This window comes from Rhodococcus oryzae (genome assembly GCF_005049235.1).
GTDB classification, from domain to species: domain Bacteria; phylum Actinomycetota; class Actinomycetes; order Mycobacteriales; family Mycobacteriaceae; genus Rhodococcus_G; species Rhodococcus_G oryzae.
The window spans coordinates 83,819-107,927 of record NZ_SUMD01000013.1 but is presented as its reverse complement, the minus strand read 5'-3'; the positions used below and the strand labels follow the sequence as shown (position 1 = coordinate 107,927).

The 24,109-nt window shown below is 69.2% G+C and carries 25 protein-coding genes; 18 read left to right on the top strand and 7 right to left on the bottom strand.

Features of this window, described 5'->3' with window-relative positions:
• Positions 1-58: 58 nt before the first annotated feature.
• From FCG67_RS25485 to FCG67_RS22300, 4 genes are all read right to left on the bottom strand, one after another.
• Entirely contained in the window at positions 59-307 is a 249-nt protein-coding gene (locus FCG67_RS25485) for a DUF6412 domain-containing protein (protein WP_246045226.1), read from the bottom strand.
• A gap of 58 nt (positions 308-365) precedes the next feature.
• Positions 366-1,058 carry an HNH endonuclease signature motif containing protein gene (locus FCG67_RS22310; protein ID WP_136911803.1) on the bottom strand — a complete coding sequence of 231 codons (693 nt, stop codon included), beginning with the start codon at positions 1,056-1,058 and terminating at the stop codon, positions 366-368.
• Complete coding sequence (locus FCG67_RS22305) at positions 1,055-1,873, bottom strand: DUF222 domain-containing protein (RefSeq protein ID WP_136911802.1); 819 nt, start codon at positions 1,871-1,873, stop codon at positions 1,055-1,057. The genes FCG67_RS22310 and FCG67_RS22305 overlap by 4 nt, the downstream gene beginning before the upstream one ends.
• A gap of 169 nt (positions 1,874-2,042) precedes the next feature.
• Positions 2,043-2,408, bottom strand: coding sequence for a hypothetical protein (locus FCG67_RS22300; protein ID WP_136911801.1), 366 nt, complete (start codon positions 2,406-2,408; stop codon positions 2,043-2,045).
• Between the two features lie 221 nt (positions 2,409-2,629).
• Between FCG67_RS22300 and FCG67_RS22295 the strand changes: the two genes are divergently transcribed.
• From FCG67_RS22295 to FCG67_RS22285, 3 genes are all read left to right on the top strand, one after another.
• Positions 2,630-4,366, top strand: a complete 1,737-nt coding sequence (locus tag FCG67_RS22295; RefSeq protein WP_136911838.1) for a hypothetical protein — start codon at positions 2,630-2,632, stop codon at positions 4,364-4,366.
• 106 nt (positions 4,367-4,472) lie between these two features.
• Positions 4,473-5,108: a relaxase domain-containing protein gene (locus FCG67_RS22290; RefSeq protein WP_169310596.1), complete on the top strand. Its 636-nt coding sequence runs from the start codon at positions 4,473-4,475 to the stop codon at positions 5,106-5,108.
• Positions 5,109-5,258: 150 nt separating this feature from the next.
• Positions 5,259-6,161, top strand: a complete 903-nt coding sequence (locus tag FCG67_RS22285; protein ID WP_169310595.1) for an AraC-like ligand-binding domain-containing protein — start codon at positions 5,259-5,261, stop codon at positions 6,159-6,161.
• 18 nt (positions 6,162-6,179) lie between these two features.
• Here FCG67_RS22285 and FCG67_RS22280 read toward each other — a convergent pair whose 3' ends face one another.
• Positions 6,180-7,268: an NAD(P)-binding domain-containing protein gene (locus tag FCG67_RS22280; protein WP_136911798.1), complete on the bottom strand. Its 1,089-nt coding sequence runs from the start codon at positions 7,266-7,268 to the stop codon at positions 6,180-6,182.
• A 39-nt stretch (positions 7,269-7,307) separates the two neighbouring features.
• Here FCG67_RS22280 and FCG67_RS22275 point away from each other — a divergent pair, with 39 nt between their 5' ends.
• From FCG67_RS22275 to FCG67_RS22245, 7 genes are all read left to right on the top strand, one after another.
• Positions 7,308-8,039, top strand: coding sequence for an enoyl-CoA hydratase (locus FCG67_RS22275; protein WP_136911797.1), 732 nt, complete (start codon positions 7,308-7,310; stop codon positions 8,037-8,039).
• Positions 8,036-9,154: an MBL fold metallo-hydrolase gene (locus FCG67_RS22270; RefSeq protein ID WP_136911796.1), complete on the top strand. Its 1,119-nt coding sequence runs from the start codon at positions 8,036-8,038 to the stop codon at positions 9,152-9,154. Before FCG67_RS22275 ends, FCG67_RS22270 begins: the two co-directional genes overlap by 4 nt.
• Positions 9,155-9,198: 44 nt before the next feature.
• Positions 9,199-11,691, top strand: coding sequence for an HAD-IC family P-type ATPase (locus FCG67_RS22265; RefSeq protein ID WP_136911795.1), 2,493 nt, complete (start codon positions 9,199-9,201; stop codon positions 11,689-11,691).
• Between the two features lie 88 nt (positions 11,692-11,779).
• Positions 11,780-11,968, top strand: a complete 189-nt coding sequence (locus tag FCG67_RS22260; RefSeq protein ID WP_097213920.1) for an antitoxin — start codon at positions 11,780-11,782, stop codon at positions 11,966-11,968.
• A 22-nt stretch (positions 11,969-11,990) separates the two neighbouring features.
• Positions 11,991-12,374: a thiol-disulfide oxidoreductase DCC family protein gene (locus FCG67_RS22255; protein WP_136911794.1), complete on the top strand. Its 384-nt coding sequence runs from the start codon at positions 11,991-11,993 to the stop codon at positions 12,372-12,374.
• 4 nt (positions 12,375-12,378) lie between these two features.
• On the top strand, positions 12,379-13,968 hold the full coding sequence (locus tag FCG67_RS22250; RefSeq protein ID WP_136911793.1) for a Na+/H+ antiporter: 1,590 nt from the start codon (positions 12,379-12,381) through the stop codon (positions 13,966-13,968).
• Between the two features lie 32 nt (positions 13,969-14,000).
• The gene (locus FCG67_RS22245; RefSeq protein ID WP_136911792.1) at positions 14,001-15,221 is read left to right on the top strand and encodes a lipase family protein; all 1,221 of its coding nucleotides are present in this window, start codon (positions 14,001-14,003) and stop codon (positions 15,219-15,221) included.
• Positions 15,222-15,232: 11 nt separating this feature from the next.
• Here FCG67_RS22245 and FCG67_RS22240 read toward each other — a convergent pair whose 3' ends face one another.
• Positions 15,233-15,841: a hypothetical protein gene (locus FCG67_RS22240; protein WP_136911791.1), complete on the bottom strand. Its 609-nt coding sequence runs from the start codon at positions 15,839-15,841 to the stop codon at positions 15,233-15,235.
• 124 nt (positions 15,842-15,965) lie between these two features.
• On the opposite strand from FCG67_RS22240, the gene FCG67_RS22235 reads away from it, so the two are divergent.
• The 8 genes from FCG67_RS22235 (at position 15,966) to FCG67_RS22200 (ending at position 23,231) form a co-directional block, all read left to right on the top strand.
• A complete protein-coding gene (locus FCG67_RS22235) occupies positions 15,966-16,340 on the top strand; it encodes an MmcQ/YjbR family DNA-binding protein (RefSeq protein ID WP_136911790.1) in 375 nt (124 codons plus the stop codon).
• Positions 16,337-17,539, top strand: a complete 1,203-nt coding sequence (locus FCG67_RS22230) for a sensor histidine kinase (protein ID WP_136911789.1) — start codon at positions 16,337-16,339, stop codon at positions 17,537-17,539. The genes FCG67_RS22235 and FCG67_RS22230 overlap by 4 nt, the downstream gene beginning before the upstream one ends.
• Before the next feature lie 43 nt (positions 17,540-17,582).
• The gene (locus FCG67_RS22225) at positions 17,583-18,401 is read left to right on the top strand and encodes a LytR/AlgR family response regulator transcription factor (RefSeq protein WP_136911788.1); all 819 of its coding nucleotides are present in this window, start codon (positions 17,583-17,585) and stop codon (positions 18,399-18,401) included.
• Complete coding sequence (locus FCG67_RS22220; protein WP_136911787.1) at positions 18,398-18,772, top strand: hypothetical protein; 375 nt, start codon at positions 18,398-18,400, stop codon at positions 18,770-18,772. Before FCG67_RS22225 ends, FCG67_RS22220 begins: the two co-directional genes overlap by 4 nt.
• An 18-nt stretch (positions 18,773-18,790) precedes the next feature.
• Entirely contained in the window at positions 18,791-20,557 is a 1,767-nt protein-coding gene (locus FCG67_RS22215) for a sodium/solute symporter (protein ID WP_136911786.1), read from the top strand.
• Between the two features lie 217 nt (positions 20,558-20,774).
• Positions 20,775-21,137, top strand: a complete 363-nt coding sequence (locus FCG67_RS22210) for a DUF485 domain-containing protein (protein ID WP_077042701.1) — start codon at positions 20,775-20,777, stop codon at positions 21,135-21,137.
• Positions 21,134-22,768: a solute symporter family protein gene (locus FCG67_RS22205; protein ID WP_136911785.1), complete on the top strand. Its 1,635-nt coding sequence runs from the start codon at positions 21,134-21,136 to the stop codon at positions 22,766-22,768. The genes FCG67_RS22210 and FCG67_RS22205 overlap by 4 nt, the downstream gene beginning before the upstream one ends.
• A gap of 31 nt (positions 22,769-22,799) precedes the next feature.
• Positions 22,800-23,231, top strand: coding sequence for a type II toxin-antitoxin system Rv0910 family toxin (locus FCG67_RS22200; RefSeq protein ID WP_077042700.1), 432 nt, complete (start codon positions 22,800-22,802; stop codon positions 23,229-23,231).
• Between the two features lie 6 nt (positions 23,232-23,237).
• On the opposite strand, the gene FCG67_RS22195 is transcribed toward FCG67_RS22200, so the two are convergent.
• On the bottom strand, positions 23,238-24,059 hold the full coding sequence (locus FCG67_RS22195) for a tyrosine-protein phosphatase (RefSeq protein WP_136911784.1): 822 nt from the start codon (positions 24,057-24,059) through the stop codon (positions 23,238-23,240).
• Between the last annotated feature and the right edge of the window lie 50 nt (positions 24,060-24,109).

Sequence of the window (24,109 nt, the reverse complement as noted above, 5' to 3'; positions counted from 1 at the left end):
CTTGGCCGTCGATTTGTCAACGCTGCACGGGAGCGCGCAGGGAAAGGGCAGGAACGAGCTACGCGAGTGAGAGGTGAGTTCCGGGAGCCCGGGGCTGCGGCTTTCCCGGTGTATCGGGGCTGCTCTGGCGGCGGAATGAGCCACGCCGGCGTTGTTCATCGCGCGCGGGCCCTGTCGAGGGCGCGAATAGGAGGCACAGCGGTTCGATCGCGCCGCGACCGGCAATCGCGAGGAGCGCGAGAACCGTCACTGTCGCGCCGATTGCCGTCGCGGGGCCGTCCGGGGCGAAGGCCGGTGCGATCAGCATCGCAATGGTGGATATGAGGAGCAGATGCCGGAGATGCAGCGATCGCATCGGCCCGACCTCATTCCACATCACCCGACCGACGATACCGGTCGGTGACGCAGACCGCCCGGATCGCGGCCTCCTTGTGGGGGTCGTGGTCCGGGGCGGTGTTTGTTGTTTGTGTTGGCGGGTCAGCAGGCGAGTGAGAGCTGACTTCGGTTGTGGGCGGGGATGGGTTTTCGTTCGTGGTCGATCCAGTTCGGGGGAATGAACCTGGGGGTCCCCCCCTGGACGGAGTCCTTGGGGGAGGATGCTGGTCGTCGCCGATGTGGACCTGCCAGTCGCCTTTGTGGATGAGGGTGTGGTGGAACCGGCAGAGCAGCACCAGGTTCGAGAGTTTGGTTTCGCCGCCGTGCGGCCAGTGGTGGATATGGTGGCCGTCGGTCCAGGCGGCGGGGCGGCCGCATCCGGGGAATGCGCATCCGCAGTCGCGGGCGTCGAGGGCGCGTCGGAGTCGTCGGGGGATGGTGCGGGTGGTGCGGCCGACGTCGAGTGGGTTGCCGTCGTCGTCCATGACGATCGGGGTGATCGAGGCGTCGCAGGAGAGGGTGACGGCGAGGCGGAGGCCGATCGGTCCGAGCCAGGGCATCCAGGCGGGGCCGCGGCGGATGAAGGATGAGCTGGGTTTCGTTGCCGGGGGTAGTTCCTCGGGCTCGTCGCCTGCGTCGCGGGTGGCGTTGGCGAGGTCGCCGAGGCCGACGAAGACGGTCATGTGGGGGGCGTTCGCCGCCTTCGCCGGGTGCGGCGCCAGGTGTCGAGGTAGTGGCGGATGATGTCCGCGAAGGCGTCGGCTCGCCGTTGGGGTGCGGACCGGGCGTCGGGTTCGCGCTCGCCGCTGGTGGTGGTGCGGCCGGGTTGCGGCTTGGACAGTGCGGACAGGGCGGTCATGAGTTGTTCGCCGGTGGCCTTGTCGAAGTGTCCCTTGACGCGGAGGCGGCCACCGGCGGTGCGGGAGGCGAAGAACTCGTTGAGTTTCTCGTTCTCGTCGTCGGGTGGTGTCGTGTCGTCGGGTTGGAGCATCGAGGCCAGTCCGGCGACCCGTCTGCGGGTGTCTTCGGCGTTCTCGCGGGTGCCGTTCGCGAGGAGGTATTTCGTGCATTGGTCGGTGCATTCGGCGGTGGGGTCGTCGAATACTCCGCCGTCGGCGGAGTTCTTGATGTCGGCGGTGTAGTCGGGGACTTTGAGGAGCAGTCCGATGATCGAGCGGGCTTGTTCGACGTCGATGTCACCGTTGTCGAACGAGGATTTCACGTGGGGGAAGCGGTCGAGGTCGGCGCCGAGCGACATCATGCGTGTGGCGTGGCCGGGGATGAGTTTCGACGATTCGGCGAGCCAGCCCACGGCGGATGAGGCGCCCGTCAGCGTGATCGCTCCGCGGATGGCGGCCTCCTGGACCAGTCGCACCCGGAGTGCTTCGAGTTGGCGGATCCGCGTCGACAGTTCCGGCACCAGGGCGACGAGGTCGTGTTCGTCGATCTGCCACGTGACCACGTCCTGTGGTCGGTCGAGCAGATCGGCTAGGTCCATGTCCTGATTTTACTCGAACATACGTTCGATGTCGAGAAGTGGCTGTCCAGCAAAACAATCAGGTGTCGGAGATCTCCGCGGGCGCGTCGACGATCGCGAACACGCGTGCACAGTCCACCCGCGGACCGGGATGGCCCAGTGCGGTTCCACGGCAACGGGTGCCGGACGGTCAGTAGTTCACTGTCAGGTTGTGTCGACCGGATTTGATCCAGTCGGTGACGACGGCCCGCTCCGCCTGACTCTCTGTTCCCCCGCACCCGACGACGAGTCGGAATCGCTCGGCGTCATAAGCCGTGTACGAATACTCGCGCACCCATCCGTGGTCGCCGAATGGGTCGTCGAGATCCGCCCACCCGGATTCGCCCTTCTCAGCGACCACCCACACCGCCACCGGTGGCGAACTCCGGTGACCCTGTTTGCAGGTCACCGTCCCGAAGACGGTCCGCGGGGTCAGGGCCTGTGCGGCTGGTGCCGCGAGGGCGGCGGACACAGCGGCGAGTGCGGCGGCAGTGGCGGCAAGTGTGAGGAAACGCATCGGGGTCCTCTCGGTCGCACGGGACTCTCGGCAACACCAAACACCGATCCTAGCCAGCGTCCGCACGAATGCGGGCTCAATGGACTCGAGCCATTAGGGTCGGTGCAACCATGCGCGCAGAAATGCTCGTCCCCGCGGACCCGGCGTCCGCCTCGGGGTCGGCCGCCGAGGGGCGGCCGGCCCGGGCGCCTCGCTGGTGGCAGCTGTCCGGCCGTCGCGTCATGCATCTCGCCCTGGCTCTGATCGCCCTGCAGTTGGTCGTGCGGGGCCTGGTTCTGAGCCGCGGCTACTTCTACTGGGACGACCTGATCCTGACCGGACGGTCCGGATCGATGTCGCTGCTGTCGTCGCAGTTCCTGTTCTACGACCACGACGGTCATTTCATGCCTGCGGCATTCCTCGTCGCCGGGATAGCAACGAGGTTGGCGCCGTACAACTGGCTGGTGGCGGCTCTGATGCTGCTCGTGCTCCAGGCGCTGGCCTCATTGGCCCTGCTGCGACTGCTCCGTCTGATCCTCGGTCGCCGCCCGACCATCCTGATCCCGTTGGTGTTCTATCTCTTCTCGCCGCTGACCCTGCCCGCCTTCGCCTGGTGGGCGGCGGGTCTCAATGCGTTGCCGCTGCAGATCGGCCTCGCCTGGGTGGCGGGGGACGCGATTCGGTTGTGCCGCACCGGCAGTGCGCGCTACGCGATCTCCGGGTTCCTGGTGTTCGCGGTCTCGCTGCAGTTCTTCGAGAAGGCGGTGCTGGTGCCGCTGGTGGCCTTTGCCGCGGTCGCGCTGATCTACCGGGTCGACGGCCGGGCACGACCGGTTCGCGCCGCGGCCTCCAGGGGGGCGCTCCTCTGGGCGCCCACGCTGCTGCTCGCGGCCGTGTGGTCGCTCATCTACCGCCTCACCGTCACCATGGATTTCGCGGAATACGATGGTGCGTCGGCAGTCGAGATGGTCCGGCATGCGACATCGAAAGGGCTGCTGCCGACGCTCTTCGGCGGGCCATGGACCTGGGACCGCTGGCCGCCGAGTCCGCCGTGGGCGGACCCGCCCGGGGTGCTCATCGCCGCGAGCGGGGTCCTCGCCGTCGCGGTTGTCGTCGCGACGATCGTCTGGAAGCGGCGGATAGCCTGGGTGTGGATCGCGGTGGGGGCCTTTGTGTTCGCCTCGGTCGCGGCGATGGTCGTCACCCGATCGGGTGCGGAGACGACCTTCGAGCTCGGGCAGACGCTGCGCTACCTGACCGACAGCGCCGTCATCATCGCCATCGCGCTGGCCGTCATCCTGCGCGCCCCCACCCGAACCGCAAGGGCGGGTTCCTGGCGCGGACCGGCGGTGGCGGTGGCGCTGATGTCCGTGTTCGTCGCAGGCAGCCTGGTCTCGACCGCGACCTTTGCCGACAGCTGGCGGGACGACACGACACGCGACTACCTGGCCAACGCGCGGTCTGCGCTCGCGGCCCATCCCGATGTGCCGCTGCTGGAGCAGCCGGCGTCGATATGGGTGCTGCTGCCCGTCGCTCACCCCCACAACCTGGTCAGTCACGTCCTCGGGCCGCTGCCCGATCGCCCGGAGTTCACGGCGTCCACGCCGGAGCTGCGCATGCTCGACGATGACGGTCGACTGGTCGACGCGCAGGTGACGTGGGTCCGGGCCATCGATCCGGGCCCGGAGCCGGGCTGCGGGCATCGCATCGGAAAGGATGTCTCCGAGCTGTCGCTCGACGGACCGCTGGCCGGCTGGGAGTGGACCGTTCGGCTGAACTACCTGGCCTCGGCGGACGGCGAGATCACAGTGTCGCTCCAGCAAGGGGAGCCGGTGACGGTTCCGGTTCGGCGCGGCGCGAACAGTGTTTTCGTGCGCCTGACGGGTGGCGGTGGGTTGCTCAAGGTGCGAGCGGTGGAACAGGATCTCACGCTGTGCGTCGGATCCGGACCCGTTGGCGTGGTGGTGCCGAGTCCGTAGCCGGACTGGGTGATCCGCGCATGGGGATTCGACGATTCGCGCATCAGGGTCACAATTGGGTATTGGGTGCGGTCTGAACGGTTGTCCGGATGTCATCATGCCCGCTATGACGTGGGTTATCGCACACGCGGATTCGGTTCCGCCGCTCGAGTGTCCCGACATCTCCCGGCTGCGTTGGGTCGGGTCCTCCACCGCCGGACCGGAGTTCGTGCACCCGCCCGAGATGCGCGTCGCCGAGTGGCTTTTCGGGGAGGGCTGCGGTGTGCGGCGCGAGAGCGCAGCGGTCTCGGCGCTCGAGGTGACCTTCACCCCGCCGCGATCGGTTCTGCGTGCGGCATTCGGCGGCAGGCTGCGGGACCGCCTGGACGCGGTGCTGTCGGCTCACGAGCACGCGGTCGAGGAGACGTTGGCGACCTGGGAGCGGCATGCGACCGCCGTCAGGTTCGACACCTGTGCGGGTGTCGAGTGGTGTCCCGCGGTCGGTCTCGCCGGGCTGTCGGAGATCGAGATCTGTGCCGAGCGACAGCTGATCTGCACCCGTTTGCACGTGTCCACCGTTGCGCTGACCCTGGACGACGCCCAGTGGCGCACGCTCGTGGTCGAGCGGTTCCTGGACTGGCAGACGCATGCCTGGTCCCAGTACCAGCGGCTGCTCACGTTGGGCGTGCGGCGGTCGCTCGGTTGGGGATTCGAGTTCGCTCCGCTGAACCCGGCGCGCCAGGTGGTCGCCGACGCGGGCTGACCGACTGACCACGGGGTCCGTTGCGTTGCGTTACAGTGCGTTCTGAAACTCATGTCGGGGGGCACGGGCGACACTGGGGGCGAATTGAACGCTGGCACGGCAACTCTGCAGACCGCGGGACTGACGCAACGGTTTCTTGGCGGTCTCCACATGCGCGGGGCCGACGGGATCGACATGATCTCCGGGATCTGCCGATTCAGGGCCGAGCAACCGTCGCAGTTCCGGGCGACGATGGGATCCACGGACTTCGGGACGATCCGCGTGAACCGGATGAAATCGACCGCGGTCACGGCGGTCCGCACCCGCACCATGCTGGACGACGAGATGGGTGACTACGTCTCGGTGGCGACCATCCGGTCGGGCACTGTTGGCGTGGAACAGGATCGGTCCTCGGGTCGGGGCGCGGCCGGTGACATCACGTTCGTCGACTTCGGGCGCGAGTTCGAGCTCGATGTCGCGGCAGGCAGTGAGGTCGTCTTCGTCTATCTCCCTCGCCGGCTGCTCGCGGAGCGGTCGATCGACACCCGAAAGCTCACCGGCGCCGTCATTCCGGGATCGCCCGTCGGGAGCGCGCTGGCGGGAATGCTGGAGCCGCTCACCCGCCACCACCCGAACACCCTCGCCGAACAGTCGCTGATCGAGCACGCGATCGTGGATCTGGCGCTGGCCGTGATCCAGTCATCGGCCGACGAGGCGCCCACGCCGGAGGAGATGGCCGTCGGCAACCGGGCCAGGGTCTACGACTTCATCGAACGCAACTTCACGGACCCCACGCTCAACGTCGATCGCGTCGCCGCGGGGATCAACGTCAGCCCCCGCTACCTCCACAAACTCATGGAGGGCGACGGCATTTCGGTCTACGGCATGATCCGCAGACGACGGGTCAGACATGGCATCGACCTGCTCTCGGATCCGGGAGCCGCACACTTGTCGGTCGGCCAGATCGCGAGCCGGAGCGGGTTCACCGGGTTGAGCCAGTTCGGTCGCGCCGTCAGGGATCTCGCCGGGGAGTCCCCGCGGCAGATCCGGCAACGGGCCGCGGCCTCGGCCTGACGGGCCGGGTGCGGTCCGCTACCGAGCGGTCGCGCCCAGGTGCTCGATCAGCTCCGCCGCGGCCGCCCGTCCACCCCGGTTTGCCCCGATCGTGCTCGCGGACGGGCCGTACCCGAGCAGGTGGATCCGCGGGTCGGACGCGACCTGCGTGGCCAGCCGCCCGCTCATCGTGATCCCGCCGCCGGGCCCGCGCAGCCGGAGCGGGGCCAGATGATCGAGCGAGCTGCGGAAGCCGGTACACCACAGGATCACGTCGGCGCGACGCTGCGTGCCGTCCGCCCAGCGCACCCCGTCCGCGGTGATCTCGCTGAACATGGGCAGTCGCGCGAGCGCGCCGCGGGCGCGGGCGGCCCTGATCGCCGGAGTGACCGGCAGCCCGGTCACCGACACCACCGAGCCGGGCGGCAGGCCGCGCCGCACCCGGTCCTCGACCACCGCGACCGCGGCCCTGCCCTCCTCCGCGGTGAACGGTTCCTCCCGGAACTGCGGGACGCTGCGGGTCACCCAGGTGGTGGAGGTGACCAGGGAGATCTCGTCGAGCAGTTGCACGGCGGAGATGCCGCCGCCCACGACGACCACGTGACGGCCCGCGAACTCGGCGGCGCTCTGGTAGTCCCTGGTGTGCAGCTGGCGCCCCTGGAACAGCTCGGTTCCCGGGTAGCGCGGGATGAAGGGTCGCTCCCAGGTGCCGGTGGCGTTGATGATCCCGCGGGCGGTGACGGGCCCGGAGTCGGTCTCCAGGGTGAGCAGACCGTCGCCGGCCTTGTCGCACACCACCCGGGTGTGCACCGGCCGGTGAACCGGCAGTTCGAATCGGCGCTCGTACTCGGCGAAGTATCGAGGTACCGCCTCGGCGGCGTGCACCTCGGCGGGGGCGGTGTCGTCCAGTACATCGGTGAACGGCATGCCCGGTAGGTCGTGCACGCGATTGACGGTGCTCAATGTCAGTGAGGGCCAACGGAACTGCCACGCTCCGCCCGCGCCGGGGGAGTGGTCGAGGATCACGAATCCCGCACCGGGCTCGAGTCCGAACCGGCGCAGGTAGTAGCCCGCGGACAGGCCCGCCTGTCCGGCGCCGATGACCACGACGTCCGACCGTGTCTGCATGGTGGCAACCTCCCGGGTGTGAACGGTACGGTCATTCACATGATCGGGACCAGCCGCGACGGTGATGTGGTGACCATCGAGCTCCAGCGGGAGGAGCGGCGGAACGCTCTGAACACCGAGCAATGCGTGCTCCTGCGCGATGCCGTCGACGAGGCCGTTGCCCTCGGGGCGCGGGCGATCGTGCTGACCGGGCAGGGCTCCGCGTTCTGCGCGGGCGCCGACCTGTCCGGTGACGTGTACGCCGACGGCTTCACCGACACCCTGCTCGAGATGCTGCACACCATCGACTCGACGCCGATCCCGGTGATCGCGGCGGTGAACGGCCCGGCGGTCGGCGCAGGAACCCAGCTGGCCCTGGCCTCGGACCTGCGGGTCGTCGCCCCCGACGCCCATTTCGCGATCCCCGCCGCCAAGCTCGGCATCTCCGTCGACACCTGGACCGTGAAGCGGCTGGTATCCCTCGCGGGCGGTGGACCGGCCCGCACGATGCTGCTCGGAGCCGAGTCGCTGACCGCCGAGGAGGCACTGACCGCGGGCCTGGCGAACAAGATCGGCGACCTCGCGACCGCGCAGGACTGGGCCAAGCGCATCGCGGACCTGGCCCCGCTGTCGCTGCGGCACCTCAAGATGGTGTTCAACGACGACGGCACCCAGGACGACCCGACTCCCGAACAGCTGAGCGCGCTGCAGGCGGCCTGGCGCAGCGAGGACATGGACGAGGCCCGCCAGGCGCGGTGGGAGAAGCGGCAGCCGGAGTTCAAGGGCCGATGAGACTCGGGATCAAGGGCGCCATCGCGGCCGCGGCCGGCCTGGCAGGGGTCGCGGCGCTGGTGCGCGTCGGCACGGACCTGTCCTCGGCGATGGGCGCCTCGACCACGGCGATCGTGCCGCACGCGAAGGGTTCCGCCCGGTATCGCGGCAAGCGGTTCCACAACACCGAACCCAGCAGCCAGTTCGTGAACACGCGCTCGAGCATCGTGACCTCGCTCCTCACCCGCGGCCGGCTGGGACGCCCGCGGAGCCCGATCCCGCTGGCCACCCCGCTCGCACCCGCGCAGCCCGCGGAACTCGCCGTCACCTGGTACGGCCACTCCAGCGCGCTGATCGAGATCGACGGGCACCGGGTGCTCACCGACCCCGTCTGGAGCCATCGGGTCTCGCCCTCCCGGCTGGTCGGGCCCGCCCGGCTGCATCCGACCCCGGTCGGGATCGAGGCGCTGCCGCAGATCGATGCCGTCGTCGTCTCGCACGACCACTACGACCACCTCGACAAGGCCACCGTCATGGCCCTGGTGCGCACCCAGCGCGCCCCGTTCGTGGTGCCGAAGGGCATCGGCGCGCACCTGCGGCACTGGGGGGTGCCGGACGATCGGATCATCGAGCTCGACTGGGACGAGCAGGCGACGGTCGGTGCCCTGACCCTCACCTGCACCGAGGCTCGGCACTTCTCCGGCCGCGGACTGGTGCGCAACCCGACGCTCTGGTCGTCCTGGGTGATCGCCGGACCGCAGCGCACGGTGTTCTTCGGTGGTGACACTGGTTACACCCCGAGGTTCGCGGAGATCGGCAGGCGGCACGGCCCGTTCGACCTGACGCTGCTCCCGGTCGGCGCCTACGACGAGCACTGGCCGGACATCCACATGAACCCGGAGGAGGCGGTCCGGATGCACGCCGATCTCAACCTCGGGGAGCCCGGGTCCGGCGTGCTGGTGCCGGTGCACTGGGCAACCTTCAATCTGGCGTTCCATCCGTGGGCGGAGCCGGTGACCCGGCTGCTGGCGGCCGCGGGCGAGGTGGATACGAAGGTGAGCGTGCCGATGCCGGGACAGCGGATCGACGTGCTGCGCCCGGCCTCGCAGCGGCAGTGGTGGCTGCGGCTCGCGTGAGCGGGAGGCGGCGGGTGTCCCCGGGTCTGGCATAGCCTGGCGGCATGGCCCCCGAGGAGAATTCCGGCGACGGTGTGACGGTCGCGACACTGACGGCAGGCGAGGTCGACGTCTCGACCGGATTGACAGCGGCACAGGTCTCGCGCCGGGTGGCGGACGGGCAGACCAATGACGTGCCCGGTCGCGCGAGCCGGTCGGTCAAGGAGATCGTCCGCGCCAACGTGTTCACCCGGATCAACGCGATCCTCGGTGTGCTGCTGATCATCGTGCTGGCCACGGGCTCGGTGATCGACGGCATGTTCGGGCTGCTGATCATCGCGAACAGCGCGATCGGCATCATTCAGGAAGTCAGGGCCAAGCAGACCCTCGACAAGCTGGCGATCGTCAGCCAGGCCAAGCCCCAGGTGCGCCGCGACGGCGTAGCGGTGTCGGTGGCACCGAACGAGGTGGTTCTCGACGAGATCATCGAACTGGGCGCGGGCGACCAGATCGTGGTCGACGGCGCCGTTGTCGAGGGCGAGGTCCTCGAGGTCGACGAATCGCTGCTGACCGGCGAGGCCGACCCCGTCCACAAGCAGCCGGGCGAGCAGGTGCTCTCGGGCAGTTTCGTGGTGTCCGGCAGCGGCGCCTATCAGGCCACGAAGGTCGGCAAGGACGCCTACGCGGCGAAGCTGGCGGCGGAGGCGAGCAAGTTCACACTGGTGCACTCCGAGCTGCGCAGCGGCGTCGACAAGATCCTCAAGTTCATCACGTACCTGATGATCCCGGCGGGCCTGCTGATCATCTACAACCAGCTGTTCGTCAGTGAGCAGGATCTGTCCGCGGCGCTGAACGGCATGGTCGCGGCGCTGGTCCCGATGGTGCCGGAGGGCCTGGTGCTGATGACCTCGCTGGCCTTCGCGGTTGGGGTGGTCCGGCTCGGGCGCAGGCAGTGCCTGGTGCAGGAACTGCCCGCGATCGAGGGGCTCGCCCGCGTCGACGTGGTGTGCGCGGACAAGACCGGCACGCTCACCGAGAACGGTATGCGGCTGTCGGAGTTGCGTTCCCTCGACGGGGACGAGGCCTCGGCCCGCGACGCGCTCGCGGCGATGGCGGGCAGCGACCCCCGTCCGAACGCGAGCATGCTGGCGATCGCGGAATCCTGTGACGGCGATCCCGGCTGGACCAGCACGGGCATCGCACCGTTCACGTCCGCCAAGAAATGGAGCGGTATCTCCTACGGCGACAACGGGAACTGGGTGCTCGGCGCACCCGACGTGTTGCTCGACCCGGAGACCGACACGGCCCGCGAGGCCGAGGAGCTCGGTTCGAAGGGGCTGCGCGTACTCATGCTCGGCAGCAGCGACCTGTCGGTGGACGACTCCGCGGCACCGGGTGGGGTGACGCCGCGGGCGCTGGTGGTGCTCGAGCAACGGGTGCGTCCCGACGCCAGGGAGACCCTCGAGTACTTCGCGGATCAGCGCGTCGCGGTCAAGGTGATCTCCGGGGACAACGCGGTTTCCGTTGGTGCGGTTGCCGATTCGCTCGGATTGCCCGGCGGTGACCGTCCGATCGACGCGAGGGAGCTGCCGACCGATCGGGAGGCGCTGGCCGACACCCTGGACACGGCAACCACCTTCGGCCGGGTGCGGCCGGACCAGAAGCGCGAGATGGTCGGGGCGCTGCAGTCGCGTGGTCACACGGTGGCCATGACCGGCGACGGCGTCAACGACGTGCTCGCGCTCAAGGACGCCGACATCGGGGTGTCGATGGGCTCGGGCAGCCCCGCGACCAGGGCGGTCGCCCAGATCGTGCTGCTGGACAACAAGTTCGCCACCCTGCCGTACGTGGTCGCCGAGGGACGCCGGGTGATCGGCAACATCGAGCGAGTCTCGAACCTGTTCCTCACCAAGACCGTGTACTCAGTGTTGCTGGCGCTGCTCGTCGGGCTGTCGGGGGTGCTCTCCGAGTTCTTCGACTTCGAGCCGATGCCCTACCCGTTCCTGCCCCGGCACGTCACGATCGCGGCCTGGTTCACGATCGGTATCCCGGCGTTCATCCTGTCGCTGGCGCCCAACAACGAGCGGGCCCGAAGCGGATTCGTCCCGCGGGTGATGCGGCTCGCGGTGCCGTCCGGCCTGGTCATCGGTGTCGCCACGTTTGTCGCCTATGCCCTGGTGTACGCGGGGCCGGATGCCACCGAGACGCAGCGGGTGCAGGCCGGGACCACTGCCCTGATCACCCTGATCATGATCGCGCTCTGGGTGCTGGCCATCGTGGCGCGGCCGTACACGTGGTGGAAGGTGCTGCTGATCGCCGGGTCGGTGGGCGGATATCTCGTCCTGTTCGCGCTGCCCTTCACCCGTGAGTTCTTCAAACTCGATCCATCGAACGTGGCGGCCACCACCACCGCGCTCGTCTGCGGCGCGGTTGGCATCGTGCTGGTGGAGTTGGCGTGGTGGGTCTCCGGTGCGATCCACGGCGAGCAGCGGCGGCTGTTCGCGCAGCCGGATGTCGGCGGCGCGCCCGGCCAGACCAGCCCAGAGTCGGTGGCGTGACCAAGGGATCTCTGTGAGACTGGGGTCGAAGCGGGGGGAACGCCCCGGCGACCCAAGGTGCCTGGTCGGCACCGGAAGAGGAGACGCTATGAGCTTCATGGACACCCTCAAGGGCCTGTTCGGCAAGGGCAAGGAGGCTGCCGCCCAGCACTCCGACAAGATCGAGGACGCCGTTGACAAGGCGGGCGACTTCATCGACGAGAAGACCGGCGGCAAGTACGCCCAGCACGTCGACAAGGCCCAGGACGCGGCCAAGAAGATCATCCCGAACGAATAGCCGATCCCGAACAGGAGCCGCAATGCCTGATCATTCCCCGTACACGGTGGAGCTGTTGTTCGATCGGGATTGCGGCTTCTGTGTACGTAGCGCGAAGTTCCTCGACCGCATCGACCGCCGCGGTCGGGTCAGCACGGTCGCGCTGCAGCAGCGCGGCGCGCCGGAGAGATTCGGGGTGGACACCGAGGCCGCGCTCGAGCAGGCATGGGCGGTGGACTCGCGCGGTGACCGGTACGCGGGTGCGGGTGCCATCAACGCCGCGCTCTCGGGGGTGCTCGGCACCCGAATCCCCTTGTTCGTCTACAGGATCTGGGGCATTCGCCAACTCCAGGACCTCCTGTACCGCTGGGTGGCGGCCAACAGGCATCGGCTGCCGGGTAAGGGCGGAAGCTGCGCGGTGAACTAGGCCGATGACGGTCACCTGGCTGTTCCTCGTCGTGATCGTCGCCATGGCCGTGACGGGCTTCGCCAAGCGGTTCGATCTCCAGGTCCCCCTGGTGCTCGTCGCCATCGGAGGCGCCGCCTCGTTCATCCCCGGACTCCCTCGCCTCGAGCTCTCGCCGGAGCTGATGCTCGGCGTCGTCCTCCCGCCACTGCTCTACTCGGCGGCACTCGACTTCTCGTTCAGTACCTTTCGTCGCAATCTCGCACCCATCCTGCGGCTCGGCATCGGCATGGTCGTCGTCACCACCTTCGCCGTCGGATGGTTCGCCAACTGGCTGGTGCCGGAGCTGACGCTGGGAGCCGCGCTCGTTCTCGGTGCCGTGGTGGCGCCGCCCGACGCCGTGGCCGCGGTCGCGGTGGGCCGGAAGCTGGGTCTGCCTCGCCGCATGATGGCGATCCTCAAGGGCGAGTCCCTGGTCAACGATGCTGCGGCGCTGACCCTGTTCGCCCTGGCGACCGCGGCGGTCACCGGCAGGAAGATCGCGATCGGGTCGCCGGTGTTGTACTTCCTGTACGAGGTCGTGGGCGGAGTCCTTGTCGGGCTTGTCCTTTCGTTCGCGGTCCGGTTCGTCCGCGCGCGGATCGCGGACCCGCCGATGGAGACCGTGCTGGGGTTGCTGCTGCCGTTCGCCGCGTACTTCGCGGCGGAGGAGATCCATGCCTCCGGGGTGCTCGCCGTCGTCACGGCGGGATTCGTCCTCGGGCGCGATGTCGGGGACGAGTCCGTCTCCACCCGTCTCCAGGAGAGCGCGGTGTGGCCGACGATCGACCTGGTGATGGAGACCTTCGTCTTCGCCTACATGGGACTACAGTTGCGGTTCGTCATCGAGGACGTGCGCGACGAGGGGCTCCCCGTCCACCACATCTTCGCCTACGGGCTGGCGATCCTCGCCCTGGTGATCCTGATCCGCCCCGTGTGGATCTTCGCCACCCAGGCCAGGAGTGAGGGCTGGCGCCAGAACCTGGTGATCTCCTGGGCGGGGATGCGCGGCGTCGTCACCCTCGCCGCCGCGTCCGGTGTGCCGCTGACGACCCTGGCGGGCGATCCGTTCCCCGGACGAGGCGTCATCGTGGCGGTCGCCTTCACCGTGGCGGTTGGGACGCTGCTGATCCAGGGCCTGACGCTGCCACTTCTGATCCGGCAGCTCGACGTGGCCGATCCGGATGAGGATCAGCGACAGGGCGAGCAGATGATGCTCGCGCGGCGGATCTCTCACGACGCGGCCGCGCAGTTCCTCGAGGAGGCGCTACGGGATCCGCCCGCCGGGATGCCGACCGCGGAGCTGTCGGCGCTGGTGCAGCGGGTCAAGCGGGTGTCCGAGGCAAGGGCGAACGTGGATCGGGCGGAGGAGGTCAGCGATCACGAGGCCAAGGCGCTGCGGGCGAGCGCGGTGTTCAACCGGTTGCGTCGCGGGGTTCTCCAGGACCAGCGGGCGGCGCTGATCGCGGCCAGGAACGCGGGCGAACTCGACGACGAGGTGCTGAGGTACGTGCTCGACGGGCTCGACATCGAAGAGGTCGCGGCCGAGTCGAGGGTGCGGCGGTCGCGGTGGTGAGCGCCCGGGCGTAGCTCGGGCACAATCGGATCGTGAACCGGACCAAGGTGATCCTCTCCGTGATCGTGTGTGTGGCGCTCGCCGCCGGCTGCTCCGATGCCCCCGCCGAGTCCGTCCGCGACGCCACGACCTCCTCCGCGGATGCCGCGATCACGTCGGCCCCGGCGCCCGTCGGCAACGAGCGAGGGGCGCTGATCGAGGACCTGCCGGTCGCCGAGACCACGGCGGTGACTCCGCACGGCCCGGTCACCGCCCGCAAGCTCGTCTACCGATCCACCTCGGGACTGGACGGCAGCGGAACCGAGGTGTCCGGCACGGTCTTCGTCCCGCCGGGACCCGCGCCGGAGGGTGGGTGGCCGATTGTCACCGTCGGGCACGGCACCACCGGCGTCACCGACGAGTGTGCGCCCTCGCAGTACCCCGACCTGCTCGGGGCCGTCGGTATGGTCACCGCGCTGCTCGAGCGGGGCTACGTCGTCGTCGCCTCCGACTACCAGGGGCTCGGTACCCCGGGACCGCACCCGTACCTGGAGCCGAAGTCAGCCGCCTACAACCTGATCGACGGCGTCCGGGCGGCTCGGGTGGCGGTGCCGAGCACCTCGAACCGCTGGGCGGCGCTCGGCCTCTCGCAGGGTGGTCAGGCGTCGTGGGCAGCGGCCGAACACGCGGCCGGATACGGCGACGGGCTCGAGTTCGTCGGCGCGGCAAACCTGTCCCCGGCAGCCGACCTCTCGCATATCGCCGACGACCTCGGCGGAATCTCGCTTACGCTGCCGCAACAGATCTTCCTGCCGATGCTGCTCGCGGGCAGCGAGGCGCAGCACAGCGGCCTCGATCCGGCGAACTACATCCGGGGCGCGCTGGCGGACAGTCGCGAGATCTTGATGTCGTGCACCGGGCCTGCCGCCGAGCGGAAATGGGATGCGGCGGTGCAGATCACCCGGGCCGACAGCCTCCCGCTGACCACCGCCGACACCGATCGGATGCGGGCATGGCTGGAGCGGATCGCGCTGCCGCAGCAACGCACCGAGGCGCCGATGCTGGTGGTGGTCGGGGACACCGACGATCTGATCCTCGCGGACTGGACAAGGGCGGCGGTGACGAAGGCCTGTGCCCTCGGCGACGTGGTCGCGCTGGAGTCGCGGCCGGGTGAGGGGCACGCCGACCCGCGGGCCACCCCGGGCGCGGTGGCCTGGATCGCGGACCGGTTCGCCGGGGTGCCCGCGCCGAACACCTGCCCGGGCACCCCGTGACCGGTTCCGCCTCAGGAACCGAACAGCGAACCGAGGGAACCGAAGTCGGCTGAACCTGCGGGCGGATTACAGCCGGTGATGGTGGTCGTGTGCCATTGGCGGTCGCCGATCCACTCCGGGCCGCCGTCACCGAGGTTGCCGGGCGGGCCGAGGACCATCCGGTAGTCCAGCTTGTGGGTGCCTGCGGCAGGGTTCGGCAGCGGCGGATCGGTCGGGTCGAGGTCGGTCTTCAGGTTCAGCGTGTAGGTGGCCGTCACGGTCTCCCGGTCTTTGACCATCGGAGTTTCTGGCGTGTTTGGGAACTCCGGCCAGGTCGGGAACTCTGCCTTCGATTCCAGTCCCTCGGTGCGGCCGGTGGGGCCGGGCGGCGTCTGCCCCCAGTCGGGTCCGGTCAACGGCTCGTCGTCGATGCGGAAGTCGATGGTGTACGTCGTGATGTTGGTCTGGTTCTCGATCGTGAAGAAGGCGTTGCAGTCACCCTTGTCCACCGCGGAGAAGCGGACGGGTCCGGTCGTCTGGCCGGGATCGAGCTCGGCGGCGAGGGCAACGCCCCCGGTCAATGCGATGGCCGCGCCGGCGGCAAGAGCCACCGTCGGTAATCGGTAGGGGCGATGTCTCATGTGGTTCGCCTTTCAATCAGACGGCTGGGTTGTCACACGGTATGAGACGTCCGCTGCTCGTGGGGTGATTCGCCGAAATCGCCGGATCCGGCTCCCGGTGCCCGGGCTGTCGTAGCGTCTACTCATGACCGCGACCAGCCCGCTCGACCGGCTCCGCGAGCTGTGCCTGCGGATGCCCGAGGCGACGGAGCGGATCAGCCACGGCGAACCGGCCTGGTTCGTCCGCAAGGCCCCGCAGTTCGTGACCCTCTCCGACCACCATCACGACGACCGGCTGGCCTTCTGGGCGGCGGCGCCCGCCGGGGCGCAGTCGGATTGGGTGGCCCGTGACCCGGAGCGCTTCTTCGTGCCGCCCTATGTGGGCGGGCGCGGCTGGATCGGCGTGTACCTCGACCGCCCGCAGGAGTGGGACGACATCGCGGACATCGTCGAGGACGCGTACCGCACGGTCGCCCCGCGGAAGCTGCTCGCCCTGCTCGATGAGGGTCGGGACCGGTGACCGGCACCACCGCCGCGGTTCTGCTGGTCATCGTCGCCGCGGCCCTCGCGCTCGGCGCGTGGTGGCTGCGCGGCCGCAGAACACTCACCACGCCCGCGGAGCGAGCCGTGCACGCCACCCTGCACACGGCCGCCCTCGCCGCGAAACCGCTGCGCCGCGGTCTCGACGCCACGTCCGCAGCCGAGGCCGCCCCGCACCTGCAGGTACTGACCGGTGCGGATGCGGTGGCGCTGGCCTCCGCGGACGGGGCGCTGCTGGCCTGGCACGGACCGCACACGGACCTGGCCGAGCGGTTTCGGGAGGCCGGGCTCCGGGCCGTCGCCGGTGAGCGACGGGTACTGGTCGAATCGGCCGAACTCGGCAAGCCCGAGGTCGGGTCGTTGATCGCCCAACCGCTGCTGATCGAGGATTCCGGGGTGGTCGGGGTGATGGGTGTGGTGACTGCGGGTGCGCCCGGCCCCGGCCTGCTGGGTGCGATCACGGAGGTTGCCCGGTATGCGTGCAGCCAGATCGAGCTGGCCGAGCTCGACGCGTCCCGGGCGCGGCTGGACCGCGCCGAGGTGCGCGCCCTGCGCGCGCAGATCAGCCCACACTTCATCTACAACGCACTCAACACGGTGGCGTCCTTCGTCCGTACCGATCCGGACCGGGCGAGGGAGCTGATCCTCGAGTTCGCCGACTTCACCCGGTACTCGTTCCGGTCAGCGGGCGAGTACACCCTGCTGGCCGACGAACTGCGCAATATCGACAGGTATCTGACCCTCGAGCGGGCCCGGTTCGGCAAGGCCCTCGAGGTACGCCTGCAGGTCGCCCCGGAGGTGCTTGGCGTCGTGCTGCCGTTCCTTGCACTACAACCCCTGGTGGAAAACGCCGTGCGGCACGGGATCTCGAGTAAGCCGCAGGGTGGAACCGTGAGCATAGTCGCGGCGGACGAGGGCACCGACTGCGTCATCAGCGTGGAGGACGACGGCGTCGGCATGGATCCCGAGCTGTTGCGCTCGGGCTCGCTGGACGCGATCGAGTCCGGCGGCGACCGGCCGAGCGCCAGGGAATCCGCGCACGTCGGCCTGGCGAACGTGGACGACCGACTGCGCGCCGCGTTCGGGAACGACTACGGGCTGGTAGTGGAGACGGCGCCGGGCGCGGGCACCAAGGTGAGCATGCGGGTGCCGAAGTTCCGTCCGGGAATCCGGGCCTGAGTGTGACGGCGGGGGGATTCACCCATGGCACGATGGTTCCGTTGTGACGCAGAACTCCGATGGGCCGACGATCGCCCCGCTGACCGTGCTTGCCGTCGACGATGAGCGCCCCGCCCTCGACGAGCTGGCCTATTTGCTGCGCGCCCAGGATTCGGTCGGCGACATCCTCACCGCGAGCGACGCCACCACCGCGCTGCGGGTGATCAAGGATCGTCTCGGCAGGTCAGCGGCCATCGACGCGGTGTTCCTCGACATCAACATGGCCGGCCTCGACGGGCTGGAGCTGGCCGGGGTGCTCGCCGCATTCGCCGAACCGCCTGCGGTGGTGTTCGTGACCGCGCACGACGATCGCGCGGTCGCGGCGTTCGACCTCGGAGCCGTCGATTACCTGCTCAAGCCGTTGCGTGAGGAACGGCTGGCGGAATCGGTCCGAAGGATCGTCGCGCTCAAACAGCAGCACGAGCGTGCAGGCGCGAGCAGGCCCGAGCCGGACGCGGATGAGGTGATCCCGGTCGAGCTGGGCGGCGTCACGACCCTGGTTCCCCGGTCCGCGGTGGCCTGGGTGGAGGCCGACGGCGACTACGCCAGGCTGCACACGGCGACCGGGTCGCATCTGGTGCGGATCCCGATCTCGGCCCTGGAGAGCCGCTGGGAACAGGCCGGATTCCTGCGGGTGCACCGCTCGTACCTGGTGTCGCTGCAGCTGGTCACGGGGATCCGCAGCGTCGGCAACGGCACGGTGGTGTGTCTGCGGGCCGTCGGCGACGGACCGGCTGTCGAGCTGCCGGTGAGCAGGCGGCACACCAGGGAGCTCAAGGATCGGTTGGTGCGCGCGCCGCGGCAGAGCTGGACCGGCCGGTGACCGCGCAAGGGGGAGCGCCGAGGGCGAGGGAGCGGGTGGTGCTGGCCAAACGGCACGGCGCCCGGATCGTGCGCACCCGGGTGGAGGTCCAGGAGCAGACCGAGGTCGGCGACGCGATGATCCGCGGGCTGGTCCGCGCCCAGCTGGGGCTGGCCCTGCGGCTGGCCCTGCTCGCCGCCGGGCTGCTGTCCGCGGTGCCGCTGCTGCTCATCGCGTTCCCCGGGCTCGCCGAGGCGGAGGTGCTCGGGATCCGGCTGCCCTGGCTGGTCCTCGGGGTCCTGGTGTACCCGGTGCTGTTGATCGTCGGCAAGCTCTACATCGGGCGCGCGGAACGCAACGAGCAAGAGTTCGTCGACCTGGCCGACGACTGAGCGCGGTTGGTGGCCACGGTGTCCGGACAGCCCATCCCGGTGGCGACGGTGCTCGGCCTGCTGGCCGCGGCGGTGGTGACGGTGGCCATCGGCATCTACGGGGTCCGGCTGGCACGAACCACCTCGGACTTCCTGGTCGCCTCGCGCAGCGTCGGTCCACGCTGGAACGCCGCCGCGATCTCCGGTGAATACCTGTCGGCGGCATCGTTTCTCGGTGTCGCCGGGTTGATCGCCAAATACGGCGCGGACGCCCTCTGGTATCCGGTCGGTTTCACGGCGGGCTATCTGGGGTTGCTGTTGTTCGTGGCCGCGCCACTGCGGAGGTCCGGCGCCTACACGGTTCCCGACTTCGCCGAATTTCGCTTGGGTTCAACGCGATTACGCAAACTCGCCATGGTGGTCGTGGCGGTGATCTGCATTCTGTACATGGTCCCGCAGTTCCAGGGTGCGGGCCTGACGGTCGGCATCCTGTTGGGCATCCCCACCTGGGTCGGCGCGGTCGCGGTCGCGCTGATCGTCATCGCGAACGTGGTCGGTGGCGGGATGCGCTCGATCACCTTCGTGCAGGCATTCCAGTACTGGCTCAAGCTCACGGCGGTCGCGGTGCCCGCCCTGGTGCTCGCGGTGCACTTCCTCGGTGAGGAGCACGATCTCGGTGCGCCCGCGCCGCCCACAGTGGGGGAGCGCACCACGGTGGAGATCACCACCGATGTCGTCGTCCAGGTGTCGGGGCCGATCGCCGGGGGCGTGCACGGAACCCTCGACGGCGCTGACGTGGACGGCATCATCACCCTGGGGCCTGGTGAACACGAGCTGGGCGCGGGCACTTCGCTGGTCCTCGAGGCGGGCTCGCCAGTGCCGGTGGTCGCGGGTGCCCCCGCCACGGACGCCGACTGGCTCGAGCCCGGTTCGGGGCTCGGCGGCGAGCACCCGCTCTTCCAGGTGTATTCGCTGATGATCGGGATCTTCCTCGGCACGGTGGGGCTGCCGCACGTGCTGGTCCGCTTCTACACCAACCCGGACGGCCGGACGGCCAGGAGGACCTCGCTGGCGGTGATCGGGCTGCTCGGCGTGTTCTACCTGTTCCCGACCCTGCTCGGGGTGTTCGCGAGGTTGTGGGTGCCGCAGCTGCTCATCACCGGCACCTCGGATGCCGCGGTGTTGTTGCTGCCCGGGTCGGTGCTGTCCGGCCCCGGCGGCCAGTTGCTGGCCGCGCTCGTCGCCGCCGGGGCGATCGCCGCGTTCCTGTCGACCTCCTCGGGGCTGCTGGTCAGCGTCGCGGGCGTGCTGAGCACCGACGTGCTGCGTGGCCGGGTCCGCGACTTCCGGGTGGCGGCCGTGCTGGCGGGGGTGGTGCCGCTGTTGCTCGCGCTCGGCATGGTGTCCGTCGACCTGTCCCGGACCGTCGGGCTGGTGTTCGCCGTCGCGGCGTCCACCCTGTGCCCGCTGCTGGTGCTCGGCATCTGGTGGCGTGGGCTGACGGCGGCCGGGGCGGCGGCCGGGATGGTCACCGGTGGCCTGGTGGCCGGGGCCGCGGCCCTGCTGACCGCGGTCGGAGGGGCGCCGGGCGGCTGGGCGGACTGGACGATGACCGGCTGGCCGGGGGCGGTGGTCGGCTATCCGGCGGCGGTGAGCGTGCCGCTGGCCTTCCTGGTCATGGTGCTCGTCAGCCGGGCCACCCGCGGCCGGGTGCCCTCGGACATCGGCCGGACCTTCGCCCGCATGCACGCGCCCGAACGGCTCGGCGTCGGCAGGGACCGGGAAGGGGACCTCCGGTCCCTGTGAGTGGTTGACGAGTCTCTGGACTCGTCAACCACGCACAGGCGGCGCAGCCGCCTACGCCGTTCGCCGTTCGTCGTGTCGTGACGACCGTCCGGCGCGGGATCCGACGGTTCGGCGTGTGACCGTCGCCACAGCCTGTTTCTGTGACCTGTGTCTCATTAACGTCTGTGGCCTGCCGGTCCTCACGGGATCTGGCCCCCCACTGACCGAGGAGTCCGCAGTGACAACAGCCGACCTGATCCCGGAGAGGTCGCCCGAGCGACCGACCCCGGACGCGCAGGCCTTCATCGACATGCAGGCCAGTCCCGAGTTCCAGGAGTTGCGGAGCAGGCTGCGGCGCTTCGTCTTCCCGATGACCGCGTTCTTCCTGGCCTGGTACGCGACCTACGTTCTGCTGGCCACCTACGCGACCGACTTCATGGCCACCAAGGTGATCGGCAACGTCAACCTCGGCGTCATCCTCGGGCTCGGCCAGTTCGTCTCGACCTTCGTCATCACCGCGCTCTATGTGAGGTTCGCGAACCGCGAGCTCGATCCCCGCGCCACCGCGATCCGCGAAGAGCTGGAAGGACCGGCCAAGTGATCACTCTGGCAGCGGGTACGGCCTCGGTCGGCAACCCGGCACTGAACATCGCGATCTTCGTGGCGTTCGTCGTGATCACCATGACGATCGTGATCCGCGCGAGCCGCACCACCAAGAAGGCGTCCGACTTCTACACCGGCGGTGCCCAGTTCTCCGGCCCGCAGAACGGCTTCGCCATCGCGGGCGACTACCTGTCGGCCGCCTCCTTCCTCGGCATCGCGGGGGCCATCGCCGTCTACGGCTACGACGGGTTCCTCTACTCGGTCGGCTTCCTGGTCGCCTGGCTGGTGGCGCTGCTGCTGGTCGCCGAATTGCTCCGCAACACCGGCAGATTCACGATGGCCGACGTGCTGAGCTTCCGGCTGCGGGAGCGCCCGGTCCGGATGGCCGCCGCGCTGTCCACGCTGGTGGTCTCGCTGTTCTACCTGCTCGCCCAGATGGCGGGCGCGGGCGGACTCGTGGCCCTGCTGCTGAACATCAACGGCAAGGTCGGCCAGGCCATCGTCGTAGCGGTGGTCGGGGTCCTGATGATCGTCTACGTGCTCATCGGCGGCATGAAGGGCACCACCTACGTGCAGATGGTCAAGGCCGTGCTGCTCATCCTCGGTGCCGGGATCATGTTCGTGCTGGTGCTCTTCGCGGTGAAGGGCAACTTCTCGCAGCTGCTCGCGGACGCGCAGACGATGGTGAACGGCTCCGCCAACGAGGCGGTCGCGGGCCGCGACATCCTGGCACCCGGCGCGAAGTACGGCATCAGCTCCATGTCGCGGCTGGACTTCATCTCGCTCGGCCTCGCCCTGGTGCTCGGCACCGCAGGCCTGCCGCACGTGCTGATGCGCTTCTACACAGTGCCCACCTCGAAGGAGGCCAGGCGGTCGGTGACCTGGGCAATCGGCCTGATCGGGGCGTTCTACCTGTTCACCCTGGTGCTCGGATACGGCGCAGCCCGGATGGTCGGGCCCGACAAGATCCTCGCGGCGCCGGGCAAGGAGAACTCCGCCGCGCCGCTCCTCGCGTTCGAACTCGGCGGCACCATCTTCCTCGCGGTCATCTCGGCGGTGGCCTTCGCGACCATCCTCGCCGTCGTGGCCGGCCTGGCGATCACCGCCTCGGCCTCCTTCGCCCACGACATCTACGCCAGTGTCATCAAGCGGGGCAAGGCTTCCGAGGAGCAGCAGGTCCGGGTCTCGAGGATCACCGTGGTGGTCATCGGACTGGTTTCGATCGTCCTCGGCATCCTCGCCATGGGGCAGAACATCGCCTTCCTGGTCGCGCTCGCCTTCGCCGTCGCGGCCTCCGCGAACCTGCCGACGCTGCTGTACTCGCTGTTCTGGAAGAAGTTCAACACCACCGGTGCCCTCTGGAGCATCTACGGCGGCCTGATCAGCTGCCTCGTGCTGATCGTGTTCTCGCCCGCGGTGTCCGGCAAGGCCTCGTCGATGTTCCCGAGCGCCGACTTCGACTTCTTCCCGCTGGCGAACCCCGGCATCGTCTCCATCCCGCTCGCCTTCCTGCTCGGCATCGTCGGCACCCACGCCGGCCGGGCCAAGCAGGAGAATGCGGCGAAGCAGGCCGAGATGGAGGTTCGCTCCCTGACCGGGGTCGGCGTCGAGAAGGCCGTCGCCCACTAGCGGGGCGTTGACTGTTCGCTACGATTCGTCAATGGCGAAGCTGAAGGTATCGATCGATGTGCCGTTGTCCCCGCAGGAAGCGTGGGAGAAGGCAAGCGCTCTGGAGGAATTCGAGAAGTGGCTCTCGATTCACGACGGTTGGCGCTCCGAGATCCCCGAGCAGCTGACGGCCGGGACCACCGCCGAGTCGGTGGTCTCGGTCAAGGGGATGCGGAATCGGATCAAGTGGGTCATCAAGGAGTACAACCCGCCCAAGACCCTGCTCCTGAAGGGGGACGGCAAGGGCGGCGTCAAGGTGAACCTCACGCTCTCGGTGACGCCCAAGGGTGACGGCGCCGAGGTCGGTCTGAACATCGACCTCGGCGGGGCGCCGCTGTTCGGCCCGATCGGTTCCGGCGTCGCCCGCGCCCTCAAGGGCGACATCGAGGGCTCGCTGCGTACGTTTGTCACCCTCTACGCCTAGGTCGGACTAGACCAGGAGCTTGGCCCGCAACGTGTTCACCGTGTTCTGATCCAGTCGGAGCCCGTCGCGCACGTAGCGGTCGAAGCTGCCGTACAGCCGGTTGACCTGATCGAACGCGGCGTCGAGCCAGGACTGTTCGACGGCGTCGCTGCGGCCGAGGAAGGTGTTGCTGGCCAGGAAGTCCGCGTTCACCGTTGCGCGGGGGACGCCGAGGATGGTCAGCAGGACGGCGGTCGCCCATCCGGTGCGGTCCTTGCCCGCGCTGCAGTGGTAGACGACCGCGCCGCTCTGTTGCTGCGCGATCGCGGTGAGCAGGTCGCGGAACGCGACGTCGGAGCCCTGGAAGCTGACCATGAACGGGTAGCCGATGCTCTGGCCGATGTCGGAGGAACCCTTGACGGCCGCGTCGATGATGGCCCGTCCCAGGGTGATCGGCACGAACTCGTGGAACCCGAGTCCGTTGTTCAGGCTCACCACGTCCGCGACCTTGTACTCGACGCCTGCGGGCAGACGGTCCGGTTCGTCCTTGCGCTCCATGGCGTTGCGCAGGTCTACGTCGAGGGTGACGTTCGCCGCGGTGAGCTTCGCCTGGTCGGCGTCGGTGAGCTTGCTCAGCCGGTTCGACCGGTACACCAGGTCCTCGCGCACCCGGCGGCCGTCGGCGGTCAGGTAGCCGCCGATGTCGCGGAAGTTCTTGGCGCCCTCGAGCTGGATGTCGGGGGTGGTCGGCTGGGCCGACGCGGCCGCCGGGACTAGCAGGCCGGGCGAGAGCACGACCGTCGCCGCCAGCAGTGAACCGATCAACCGTGCCCGAACTCCGCGTGTCATCGCCGTCCGCCCCCTCGTGATTGCGCACCCGGTCGTCCCGCCGGGATCCG

Bases quoted from the DNA above. Each gene is read 5' to 3' on its own strand.
- FCG67_RS22195 (WP_136911784.1), bottom strand. From the start codon at position 24,059: ATGACACGCGGAGTTCGGGCACGGTTGATCGGTTCACTGCTGGCGGCG.
- FCG67_RS22235 (WP_136911790.1), top strand. From the start codon at position 15,966: ATGACCGCGACCAGCCCGCTCGACCGGCTCCGCGAGCTGTGCCTGCGG.
- FCG67_RS22265 (WP_136911795.1), top strand. From the start codon at position 9,199: ATGGCCCCCGAGGAGAATTCCGGCGACGGTGTGACGGTCGCGACACTG.
- FCG67_RS22300 (WP_136911801.1), bottom strand. From the start codon at position 2,408: ATGCGTTTCCTCACACTTGCCGCCACTGCCGCCGCACTCGCCGCTGTG.
- FCG67_RS22295 (WP_136911838.1), top strand. From the start codon at position 2,630: ATGCATCTCGCCCTGGCTCTGATCGCCCTGCAGTTGGTCGTGCGGGGC.
- FCG67_RS22275 (WP_136911797.1), top strand. From the start codon at position 7,308: ATGATCGGGACCAGCCGCGACGGTGATGTGGTGACCATCGAGCTCCAG.
- FCG67_RS22290 (WP_169310596.1), top strand. From the start codon at position 4,473: ATGACGTGGGTTATCGCACACGCGGATTCGGTTCCGCCGCTCGAGTGT.
- FCG67_RS22280 (WP_136911798.1), bottom strand. From the start codon at position 7,268: ATGCAGACACGGTCGGACGTCGTGGTCATCGGCGCCGGACAGGCGGGC.
- FCG67_RS22310 (WP_136911803.1), bottom strand. From the start codon at position 1,058: ATGACCGTCTTCGTCGGCCTCGGCGACCTCGCCAACGCCACCCGCGAC.
- FCG67_RS22285 (WP_169310595.1), top strand. From the start codon at position 5,259: ATGCGCGGGGCCGACGGGATCGACATGATCTCCGGGATCTGCCGATTC.
- FCG67_RS22240 (WP_136911791.1), bottom strand. From the start codon at position 15,841: ATGAGACATCGCCCCTACCGATTACCGACGGTGGCTCTTGCCGCCGGC.
- FCG67_RS22255 (WP_136911794.1), top strand. From the start codon at position 11,991: ATGCCTGATCATTCCCCGTACACGGTGGAGCTGTTGTTCGATCGGGAT.
- FCG67_RS22250 (WP_136911793.1), top strand. From the start codon at position 12,379: ATGACGGTCACCTGGCTGTTCCTCGTCGTGATCGTCGCCATGGCCGTG.
- FCG67_RS22270 (WP_136911796.1), top strand. From the start codon at position 8,036: ATGAGACTCGGGATCAAGGGCGCCATCGCGGCCGCGGCCGGCCTGGCA.
- FCG67_RS22260 (WP_097213920.1), top strand. From the start codon at position 11,780: ATGAGCTTCATGGACACCCTCAAGGGCCTGTTCGGCAAGGGCAAGGAG.
- FCG67_RS25485 (WP_246045226.1), bottom strand. From the start codon at position 307: ATGCTGATCGCACCGGCCTTCGCCCCGGACGGCCCCGCGACGGCAATC.
- FCG67_RS22200 (WP_077042700.1), top strand. From the start codon at position 22,800: ATGGCGAAGCTGAAGGTATCGATCGATGTGCCGTTGTCCCCGCAGGAA.
- FCG67_RS22305 (WP_136911802.1), bottom strand. From the start codon at position 1,873: ATGGACCTAGCCGATCTGCTCGACCGACCACAGGACGTGGTCACGTGG.